The organism is Paenibacillus sp. Leaf72 (genome assembly GCF_001422685.1).
GTDB lineage: Bacteria > Bacillota > Bacilli > Paenibacillales > Paenibacillaceae > Pristimantibacillus.
In genome coordinates this window covers 51,378-61,468 of record NZ_LMLV01000014.1, presented here as the reverse complement: position 1 = coordinate 61,468, position 10,091 = coordinate 51,378, and the positions used below count along the sequence as shown (strand labels likewise).

Genomic DNA, 10,091 nt, shown 5'->3' with positions numbered 1-10,091 from the left:
GGGGAATGGCACTCGCATGAGCTGGAGGCAGGGATGGAATATTTCGTGCTGGAGCATGATCGGCGCTTGCCGGCGAACGGGGCGAACCTGGCTTTTCCCCAGCGGATGCTGAGAGGGTACCGCTATGCGGAGCAGCAGGAGATGGTGTACGTCAAGAAGGGAAGCCGGCTAAATCCCGGTTGTATGATTGAAAATCCGCTGCTGCTCGTAGGCGCTGAGCTGCGGGCGGTCGTCAGCCGAATGGTTCCTAATATTGGCAATAAGAGCGTCATCGTCATGGATTTGGAGCGGCAGGGACAGTTTTTTTATGACTGGATGGATGTGCAGGAGGTTCCTTGCTTAGCGCCAGAGCGGACCGTGACGGAAAACGGGCGAGTGAGCAAAATGTGGGTAGATCCATGGGCGCTGCAAGATGCTGCGATTTTCCAGATTCCATACTACCGCAGCCGTGTGCTGGTGGTGCGTGTAGATATAGCGGAGGGGCTGCTGCGGAAAAGCTTGTATGGGCTGAGTGTGAGACGAATTGAGTTGGTGCAGCCGTGTGCTGGTGGTGCGTGTAGATATAGCGGAGGGGCTGCTGCGGAAAAGCTTGTATGGGCTGAGTGTGAGACGAATTGAGTTGGTAGGGGGAATCGGTTGAAATGGATCATAGGAAAACCATCTTGAAAAAAGCGACACTTAAGGGCTTGCTGGAGTCTCCATGGCGAAGCGAGGATACGTATGTGACGGCAGGGGCGTATATGTATTGCTCCTACGGGTCGCATGAGGAGGTGCTGAATAAGCCGGAGCCGAATGGCATCTACATTAACGGCAGCCCGATGCTGACGGTGGAGGATTGCAAAGTATCTGGCTCCACGCCAGGTATGATCGAGAGTATCCCGTTTGAACAAATGGGACCCGAAATCGATGGGAACTTTTATTCCTTTGGCTATTGCCGAAGCGGACAGAATCCGAAGAAGTTGGCGGAAGCGAAAACGGTGGGAACTTATGCAGATGGCTCCTATATGATAGATCCAGAGCCGGATGCGCCGACCTCTGGCCAACCAATTTACCCCTGTGCGCCGAAGCTGATGGAAGCTCCGGCTCCATCGGGAGCACCATTTAAATCTGCGCCGCCGATGGGATTGCCAAGCGGATTGCCATCGCTTAGTGCGATGCTGGAGAAGCTGAAAGGGCCGCAATGGACGAATGGCAGTCCAAGTGTATCGATTCAAGGGGCAGCTGCGTTAACGAGCAAATCTTGTTTGTTTTGCCAGTATGGAGGACAAATTCGTTTGCTGACCAATGGGATGGATCCGGCACCTCCGGAGTTTTCCGTGAGATAAGGAGAAGAAGGGAGGTGACAGCATGGAAGTGAACTATGAAGGAGACGGCTACCAGCTGGTATGGCCTTATAAGCTTAAGGCCGTGCGCAGCTTTCGCATCGAGCGGAAGTTCAATGCACATGCGAAATGTACCTTTACAGCGGAAATGACGGAAGAGGAAGCTGAAGCCTGTATAGGCAGAAGCAGCTTCGAGGACAGCCTATTCATGCGGAGACCCGCTGAGCCCAAGGCGGAAAGCTGGTTTGCCGGGGGAATTACGCATGTAGACATTGAAATGGAGGATGGCATTCCGCATGTCAAGGTCGAGGCGCTGTCGCGCACGTATGCGATGGATTTGGAGCCGAAAAATCGGTCGTATCAGAATAAGTATCTGACATACACGGATGCGATTCTGCAACTGGTTAAGAACTATCCCCGCGGGGACGCGNATGGATTTGGAGCCGAAAAATCGGTCGTATCAGAATAAGTATCTGACATACACGGATGCGATTCTGCAACTGGTTAAGAACTATCCCCGCGGGGACGCGCAAAATATGGCGACGAGCGATCAAGCGACGATCGGCTCCTTGATGGTCCAGTTCGAGGAAACGGATTGGCAGTTTTTGAAGCGGTTGGCGTCTCGGGTGGGTACGGTCATTTTGCCGGATGTGGTGATGGATACCCCGCGCGTGTATTTTGGCGTACCGGACCTGTCATGGGGGAAGGAGCTGAAGGCNGTCTCGGGTGGGTACGGTCATTTTGCCGGATGTGGTGATGGATACCCCGCGCGTGTATTTTGGCGTACCGGACCTGTCATGGGGGAAGGAGCTGAAGGCAAAGCGTTATACGGTTCTGAAAAACCGCGCCGCCTATGAAGAGCTGAAAGCACATGCGGAAGGCAGTGATGCGGATCTCATTCACGAAGCGGACTTCGTCAGCTACCGGATAACCAGCGAGCAATTTTGCCAGGTTGGGGACGATGTTGTATTCAAGAAGCAAATGTGGGTCGTAGCGGAGTCGGTCATCAGCTATGCCTCGGGGCTGCTGACCTATGAATATGTGCTGGTCCGGCGTCAGACGCTGAGGCGGAAATCCCGGCAAAATGAAGGGATTCAGGGTGTATCTCTGGAGGGCCGCGTCGTGAAGCGGGCGAACAATATGGTCAAGGTGCATTTGGACATCGACAACGCACATGATGAGCAGGGAAACTGGTGGTTCCCGTATTCGGGGGAAGGCAACAATATGTTTCACGTGCTGCCCGATGACCGGGAGCGGCCAAGATGCAGCTGGGGGACGATGGGGTTCTTTTTGAAAAAGGAACGGTCAGCCTGCATTTGGATGGCGGGAACATCACGGTGAATGCAAGTGAAGATGTGCTGCTGGTCGCGGGCAATAAGGTGGAACTGGGCAGCGGGAGTGAGAAGGGAATCCTCGAATCGATTCGGATGCGGGCGACCAGTCAGGTCGCTTTGCAAACGAATGCGGACCATTATGTGCTAATCAGCGATAACCGGGTTGGCATCAAGAGCGGCAAGCTGGATTTTCAGAAGGTGGAGGTACCGTTTACCGAACTGCTGACGGATGAAGAGATTGAACAGATGTATCTGGACGAGCAGCTGTCTGAGCAACTCGCTACGAATATGGAGCAAGAGAAGCAGAAGTATAACGGTGCTCCGATATCGGAGGAATATTTGTACCAGAAGGTTCATCCTGCCACCAAGGAACAAATGAAAAATGATCCAAACTTAGGAGCTAAAGCGAAGGACTGGATCAAGACTCAATCGACGGAAAAGCAGCAAGAGTTTTATCAGAAGAGGTACGGTCCTAAGTCGAGTGAACCAAGCAAAGATACAGAGGGAGAGCTTGCGAGTAGACAGCAGGCGTATGAACAGCAGGATCGGGATCGAACGGCGGTGCATAATTGGAATCAAGAGGTAGCGGCGATCAGCGAGCGTGGTCGAAAGGAAGGGAAGTCATTGGTGGAAATTCAGGCGATGCTGCCTGCGCAGCCGGTGCTTTCGTCTAGTGGGTCACAGGAAAGCGGTCTGTCGAGCGCGATAAGTCAGACGCTAAATGCGCCGGGTTTCCAGCATTTTATGGAGTTAGTTGCCCCAATGGCAGATGCTTGGGCGTTGGAAAATTTGATCCCGCAAAAGCCGGATTATCTGAGCAAGCAGACAGCAAAAACGGTATACTTATCTCGATATACGTATGAGGAATTAATCTTAGGTCCGCAAATGCTGATAGCAGAATTTAATATCATTTTTGGGGTTATAGCGATTATTGCAGCGATCCCGACAGGCGGAGGATCGTTGTATCTTTTAGCAGCAGCTGATGTTGCATTAGGCGCAGCCATGATTTGGGTCAACGCAGAGAAGTTGATTGATCTGAAGAATGGTGATGATAGCACAAACCCTTCCATATTGGGCATCGACCAGTCCATGCTGGACAAGCTAGGTATTGCACTGACCGTTGTGAATTTGGGTATTTTGCTGAAGCATGGCTTGTACGCCGCAGCGAATAAGCTGGCGAATGGACGGAATATATCGGCATTGGATGATACTTGGACGAAGTTCAAGCTGGAAAATGTCAAACCTAAACCGAAGGAAGCGCCTGAGCCGCCGAAAACGAAGACAACAACGAAAGAGTCTACAAAAGGCGGCCCTGGTGTAAATAAGCCGATTGATGAGTTTGACGATGCGACGATTTATCAAGGGGCAGGTAAGGGTAGATCAGAGCCTCCGAATGCAACGGGTGGGGAAGTAGGGGGGACAGGTAATTCTTCAAAGATACCTAGAACAGGACCAGAGTGGGATGAGTATTTCCGTTCAAAATATGGTGATAAAAATGTAGACTGGAAAACTAGTTCAGAGTACAAACTATATGGTGAAAAATATATTCCTTATACACCTAAAATTAGACCCAATGCTATAATTACAAAGCCTTCATTACCTAAGGGTGGCAAACCAGAAGGAAATTATGCTAAAGATACAGGTAAAGATGCTCGAGGATTAAAAAGACAAAATGAAGCTGCTGATGTTCTTGCAGAACAAGGATATCGTACAACAATGCTTGACGAAGTCCCCAATGGAAATGCATTTGATGGAAATGGCTATGGCATTGATCCCTCTAAAAGTCCAGACTTTATAATTGAAGGACAAGTATTTGATTGTTATGCTCCAGATAAAGGTACTAGTTTACAGAATATTCTTACTACACTCAGGAGCAAAACTACAAAACAAGCTAGAAGAATCGTATTAAATTTAAATGATTATCCTGTTGAAAAAAGGCGAGAACTTATTGATTATTTAATAAGTCAGACACACAAGGATTTAAAACATCTAGACGAACTATTAATTATTGAAGGTCGTCAAGTAACAAGAGGGTATTGGAGGTTTGATTAAAATGGATTTTAGAATATCTATTGGTTCTGATTTGCCTAGAGAAGCCTTGCGAAAGATACTTTACGATATGATATGCGAAGTGTTTTTTGTAGAATTAATTAATTATGAAGTGGAAGTAAGGGATCGATCTGGTGCACAGCAAGTGAGTATTGGTTGCACTTATTTTTCACTAAGTATAGATTTAGATGAAGAAGAAGACTATATTAAACGCTTTCGAGAGATGAATCTCGAAGATCATGGGGTGGATACAAATGTTCCTATTAGTATTCAATTTATATCGCGTACTTTTGATATTGGGTGGTTAAAGATGCTTGAAGTTATTGGGAAAATACTGCAGTTGAACGATAAGGATATGCTTGTTGAAGATGATACCTCCTATCCATTAATAAAAAGGGTTAAAGGGAGTTTACTGATCAATACCCATTTAGATGAATATCAAACGAGTTATTTGGCTAAGGAAGATTTAGAACTACTGAACTACCCCTATCTAGAAGAGGATTTTTTTAAAGATAGAGAGTAAAAAAGCAGCCACTCTTTATTTGCTGAATAACAGGAACATTCAATCCTGTGGATGAGAGGCAAAAATGAGTGGGAGAAGAACAGTTTTGCAGCACAGGCTGCAAGCTGTTCTTTTTTTCTGTAAAAGTTAAAATTGCACGGATATCATCTGTGTGTCGAGAGAAAATTTTAAAGGCGATGAGCGAGGCTGAAAAGGTAATATTGGAGAGCCAACAATTGCACATTAAAGGCACATTCCACTTAGAAGTTGAGTTAAAAAAAGTGTTTTTTTAAGATGTCTTCTTTACTATATACAAGGGAAACTGGTGGTTCCCGTATTCGGGGAAAGGCAACAATATGTTTCACGTGCTGCCCGATGAGGGCGCGTGGATTAAGGTGTATTTTCCAAGAGTCTACGGAACATTCTTGATATACTCAATAAGAAAACTACAGAACAAGCCAGAAGAATAGTGTTAATTTAAATAAACTATAAACCATTGAAGGCTATAAAGTAACTAGAGCATACTGGAGGTATGAGTAAAATGGATTTTTCGTTATGCATTGGTTCTAATGTGCCTAAAGAAGAATTGAGGAAATTGCTCTACAATATGATATGCGAAGTATTATTTGTAGAATTAATTGATTATGAAGCAGAAGTATGGGATTGGTCCGATACTCAACGCGTAAGAATCGGTTGCATATATTTTTCAATGAGCATTAATTTAGAGGATGAGGATGACTATATAGAACGTTATCGGAAGGCGAACTTCGAAGCGTATGGTGTAGATACAAATGTGTTTATTAGTATTCAATTTATATCGCGAACTTTTGATATCGGATGGTTAAAACTACTCGAAGTGATTGAAAAACTATTGCGGTTAAACAATCTGGATTTGGTTGTTGAGGATCACACCACGTATCCTCTATTGAAAAGAATGAAAGGGCGTTTGCTTATTAATAGTAATTTAGATTATCGGACCTGGTTTATGACAAAAGAAAATCTAGCACTATTGAATTATCCTTATGAAGAAGAAAATTTTCTTAAAGATAGTGAGTGAAGAAAGTAACCACTCTTTATTTGATAAGTAACAGGGACATCAAATCCTGCAAGCTGTTCTTTTTTCTGTGAAAGTCAAAATTGTACGGAGTATCTATAGCAACAGTATTTAAAAAGCTAATTTTAAGAAGGCAGGTGTTGAAATGGGAGAGCAGTCGAATGATTTAGCAAAAGTTATGGAGAAGATTAATAGAGTTCGATTAGAAGAAGGTATACTGGATTACTTAGAGATAGGCGGGCTGGACCTCTCTTTTTCAGACTTATCAGAGCTAAGGGCAGATCGAATTATGGCTCATGGTACGAACCTGCGAGGCTCTGAGCTATTAAGTGTCTCTTTGCGTGATTGTGAATTTGACAAGGCTAATCTGGAAAGCTGTAATTTGGAGGAAGCCGATATCGCTGATTGTGTATTAAGCGAGGCGAACCTGCGTAAAGCTCAGATGAAGTATGCGCACATAAAAATAAGTACGTGTATAGAGACTTGTTTTGACGAGGTGGATTTTTACCATGGCCATTTATCTGGAACAACTTTCAATGAAGCTACATTTCGCCAGGCGAATCTAACGGGAATTATTGCAATCGAGGCCTATTTTGATGAAGCCGTCTTTGTTGGTGCTATTCTCATAGATGGAAACTTTGAAGGATCTGATTTCATTAAGGCTAATTTGTCCGAAGTACAAGCTAGGAATGCGAATTTCTCAGGAGCTGATTTAACTGGAGCTACACTATGGAATGGTCATTTTCAAGCAGCTGACTTTACAAATGCTAAACTTAACGATGTAATATGGAAAGGGGCTAACATAGAAGGAGCTAAGTTCGATAAAGGTGTTAGAGAACAAATTTTAAAACAGCTATAAAAGGTATGATCATGCTGCGGACTACTGGCGATGATGCCACCTCAGGCTGTATCCCCTGATAAAGCCGCAGTTTTAGTCATGAATACATATAACGAAAGGTTCAAACAAAATGGAAAATAAAATAACCGCAAGTTATGCTGCCATTCAACAGGATTTAGTTCAACAAATTAAGCTGCAAAATCATTTTAAAATAGAAGATATTAAGCTCATTGCCGGAGTGGATCTAGCGTACTGGGAGGAAGCTGGAAAGACAATTGCAGTGTGCTGCATATGTGTCGTAGATTTTCTGACCAAAGAGGTTGTGGAAATACAGTCTTTAAAAGCTGAAGTTAAGGTGCCTTATATACCGGGCTATTTATCTTTCAGAGAATTGCCTTTAATTATCGAAACATTTAAGCTGCTGAATAGCGATCCGAATATGATCATGTTTGATGGTAATGGATATTTGCATCCTAGAAATATGGGAATCGCCACACATGCGTCCTTCCATCTGAATAAACCGACGATAGGTATGGCGAAAACTTATTTGAAAATCGATTCGGTTGATTTTGATATGCCGGCGAATGAAGCAGGGGCGTTCACCAATATTGTAATAAACAACATCGTATATGGACGAGCGCTAAGAACGCATAAAGATGTGAAGCCTATTTTTATTTCATGCGGCAATTGGATTGATATAGATACCGCGACCGCCATCACGCTAGCGTTAATTAATAAAGAAAGCAGACTGCCTATACCCGTAAGACTAGCCGATTTAGAAACTAAAAAAAGGAGAGAGCATTTTAGATAGCATATGGAAAAGGCTCGTTCCACTTGGACTTCAAGGAGGAATAAGCCTTTTTTTAGAATAGCTTTAGAAAAGCCCCGTGACACTTAAACTCCAATACTATCTCTACAACTACATCGTCGCGCTAATATGCAGCAGACTGTGCTTATTTATTCAAAACACTTTCCTCCAGCATCGAATACTTATCGCCATAAATCCGGATAATATGCTCTTCTCCCCAGTTGCAGAGGGCGCTGAGAATGCTATCAAGGCTGAGTCCGTATTCGGTCAGCTCGTATTCGACCTTAGGCGGAACCTGATTATACGTAATCCGGTTCACGATTCCATCGTCCTCCAGCTCGCGGAGCTGCTGAGTGAGCATTTTTTGCGTAATGCCTGGCATGAGCCGTTTCAGCTCGCTAGTCCGCTTCTTGCCGTGGGTGAGATGGCACAGAATGACGCATTTCCATTTCCCTCCGATAACCTCAAGCGTCGCTTCTACGGAAATATTGTATTTCTTCTTCGTCATGCTGCTCCTCCTTGCTGATCGGTATTTATAGGTACTTTTTAGTGCCTACAGTACTGAAAAGTACGTACTATTCATTTGGATAGATATGACCTATCATAGCATTTATCGATCCATTGCGGCTACTCGCGAAGTGAACCGTACCCAATAGATACACGACAGGATAGGAGGCAATATAGCATGACTATTAATCAAAAAAGAAGCACATTGGCACTGCTGGCTCTCGCCGTTAGCGCATTTGCCATTGGTACCACGGAATTTATAAGCGTTGGGCTGCTGCCGCTGATTTCAGAGGACTTGCAGGTATCGCTTCGGGCAGCGGGGCTTACTGTTTCGCTTTATGCACTGGGTGTAACGATTGGGGCTCCCATCCTTACATCCTTAACGTCCAGCTTGTCACGCAAAACGCTGCTCATGTGGATTATGCTCATCTTCATTATCGGCAACAGCTTAGCGGCCGCGTCATCGAGCATTGAGGTGCTGCTGATCGCGCGCATCGTATCGGCTTTTTCGCATGGCCTATTTATGTCGATTGGCTCGACGATTGCGGCTGATCTTGTTCCGGCGAACCGCCGTGCCAGCGCGATTTCGATTATGTTCAGCGGATTGACCGTTGCGACGGTAACCGGTGTGCCGCTCGGTACATTTATCGGCCAGCTGTGGGGCTGGCGTACGGCTTTTGTCGCTATTGTGATTGTCGGCGTTCTTGCGTTTATTGCGAATATGCTGCTCATTCCAGGCGATTTGCGCAAAGGAGCGCGTTCTTCCTTTAAAGATCAATTGCAATTGGTCAAAAATGGCCGGCTATTGCTGCTGTTCGCCATCACCGCCTTGGGCTACGGTGGCACATTTGTCGTATTCACTTATTTATCCCCGCTATTGCAGCAAATAACCGGATTTAAATCGGGAACGGTCACGGTTATTTTGCTCGTATACGGTATTGCGATTGCGCTCGGTAATATGATTGGCGGAAAGCTTGCCAACCGCAACCCGATTGTTGCTTTGTTTTATATGTTTATGGTGCAGGCCGTTGTGCTTGTTATCCTGACATTTACGGCGCCTTTCAAAATTATCGGTCTAGTGACGATTATTGCGATGGGACTGCTGCATTTTATGAACGTGCCGGGTTTGCAGGTGTACGTTGTAATGCTGGCCGAACGGTTCGTGCCGCGTGCAGTTGATGTGGCCTCGGCGATCAATATTGCTGCCTTTAATGCAGGCATTGCCATCGGCGCTTATCTTGGCGGCATCATTGCTGCTTCCATCGGGCTTATTCATACGACCTGGATCGGCGCGTTGATGGTGCTCGGAGCGGTGCTGCTGAGTGGGTGGAGCATGGCGCTGGAGCGCAAGGACCAGAAGGGAAGTCAGAAAGCGGCGTGATTTTAGCGGGAGTAAACCAACAATCTGCAATATTAACAGGGCTGTCCATCCGTCAGTAAAATGGCGGGGGCGGCTTTTTGCATTTTTTAAAATAAATCCTTATTCGTCTCAATCCAAGTATATTTCCTTTAGCAAAAACAGCTCATCATTAAATGGATTATGGATGGAATTAGAATCCCCTTAGGATCGGGAAGTTAGAAGTGAAAAAGGCATAAAATTGATAAGCGGACGCCCATTTGCTATCATAAATAATAAGGGACTGACCGAAAAAACAAATCGGTCATTTCGTTTGTTTT

General features: G+C 45.4%; 10 protein-coding genes. 9 read left to right on the top strand and 1 reads right to left on the bottom strand.

The window, feature by feature from the left end:
- From ASF12_RS17905 to ASF12_RS17860, 8 genes are all read left to right on the top strand, one after another.
- On the top strand, window positions 1-618 hold a 618-nt coding region (locus tag ASF12_RS17905; protein WP_056037430.1), incomplete at its 5' end, for a hypothetical protein.
- Window positions 619-641: 23 nt separating this feature from the next.
- Complete coding sequence (locus ASF12_RS17900; RefSeq protein WP_056037427.1) at window positions 642-1,325, top strand: DUF4280 domain-containing protein; 684 nt, start codon at window positions 642-644, stop codon at window positions 1,323-1,325.
- Window positions 1,326-2,584: 1,259 nt separating this feature from the next.
- Window positions 2,585-4,708, top strand: coding sequence for a hypothetical protein (locus ASF12_RS35230; RefSeq protein WP_200931641.1), 2,124 nt, complete (start codon window positions 2,585-2,587; stop codon window positions 4,706-4,708).
- A 1-nt stretch (window position 4,709) separates the two neighbouring features.
- Window positions 4,710-5,228: a hypothetical protein gene (locus ASF12_RS17880; protein ID WP_056037414.1), complete on the top strand. Its 519-nt coding sequence runs from the start codon at window positions 4,710-4,712 to the stop codon at window positions 5,226-5,228.
- A gap of 68 nt (window positions 5,229-5,296) precedes the next feature.
- Window positions 5,297-5,500, top strand: a complete 204-nt coding sequence (locus tag ASF12_RS17875) for a hypothetical protein (protein WP_056037411.1) — start codon at window positions 5,297-5,299, stop codon at window positions 5,498-5,500.
- Window positions 5,501-5,748: 248 nt separating this feature from the next.
- On the top strand, window positions 5,749-6,264 hold the full coding sequence (locus ASF12_RS17870; RefSeq protein ID WP_056037406.1) for a hypothetical protein: 516 nt from the start codon (window positions 5,749-5,751) through the stop codon (window positions 6,262-6,264).
- Between the two features lie 142 nt (window positions 6,265-6,406).
- Complete coding sequence (locus tag ASF12_RS17865; RefSeq protein WP_056037403.1) at window positions 6,407-7,120, top strand: pentapeptide repeat-containing protein; 714 nt, start codon at window positions 6,407-6,409, stop codon at window positions 7,118-7,120.
- Between the two features lie 109 nt (window positions 7,121-7,229).
- Window positions 7,230-7,910: an endonuclease V gene (locus ASF12_RS17860; protein ID WP_056037400.1), complete on the top strand. Its 681-nt coding sequence runs from the start codon at window positions 7,230-7,232 to the stop codon at window positions 7,908-7,910.
- Window positions 7,911-8,052: 142 nt separating this feature from the next.
- Here the strand turns inward: ASF12_RS17860 and ASF12_RS17855 are convergent, their stop codons facing one another.
- Entirely contained in the window at window positions 8,053-8,415 is a 363-nt protein-coding gene (locus ASF12_RS17855) for a winged helix-turn-helix transcriptional regulator (RefSeq protein ID WP_056037398.1), read from the bottom strand.
- Window positions 8,416-8,592: 177 nt separating this feature from the next.
- On the opposite strand from ASF12_RS17855, the gene ASF12_RS17850 reads away from it, so the two are divergent.
- Window positions 8,593-9,795, top strand: a complete 1,203-nt coding sequence (locus ASF12_RS17850; protein ID WP_056037395.1) for an MFS transporter — start codon at window positions 8,593-8,595, stop codon at window positions 9,793-9,795.
- The last annotated feature ends 296 nt before the right edge of the window (window positions 9,796-10,091 follow it).

Excerpts from the sequence above, each read along its gene's own strand:
- ASF12_RS17900 (WP_056037427.1), top strand. The coding sequence starts at position 642 with ATGGATCATAGGAAAACCATCTTGAAAAAAGCGACACTTAAGGGCTTG.
- ASF12_RS35230 (WP_200931641.1), top strand. The coding sequence starts at position 2,585 with ATGCAGCTGGGGGACGATGGGGTTCTTTTTGAAAAAGGAACGGTCAGC.
- ASF12_RS17880 (WP_056037414.1), top strand. The coding sequence starts at position 4,710 with ATGGATTTTAGAATATCTATTGGTTCTGATTTGCCTAGAGAAGCCTTG.
- ASF12_RS17870 (WP_056037406.1), top strand. The coding sequence starts at position 5,749 with ATGGATTTTTCGTTATGCATTGGTTCTAATGTGCCTAAAGAAGAATTG.
- ASF12_RS17865 (WP_056037403.1), top strand. The coding sequence starts at position 6,407 with ATGGGAGAGCAGTCGAATGATTTAGCAAAAGTTATGGAGAAGATTAAT.
- ASF12_RS17860 (WP_056037400.1), top strand. The coding sequence starts at position 7,230 with ATGGAAAATAAAATAACCGCAAGTTATGCTGCCATTCAACAGGATTTA.
- ASF12_RS17855 (WP_056037398.1), bottom strand. The coding sequence starts at position 8,415 with ATGACGAAGAAGAAATACAATATTTCCGTAGAAGCGACGCTTGAGGTT.
- ASF12_RS17850 (WP_056037395.1), top strand. The coding sequence starts at position 8,593 with ATGACTATTAATCAAAAAAGAAGCACATTGGCACTGCTGGCTCTCGCC.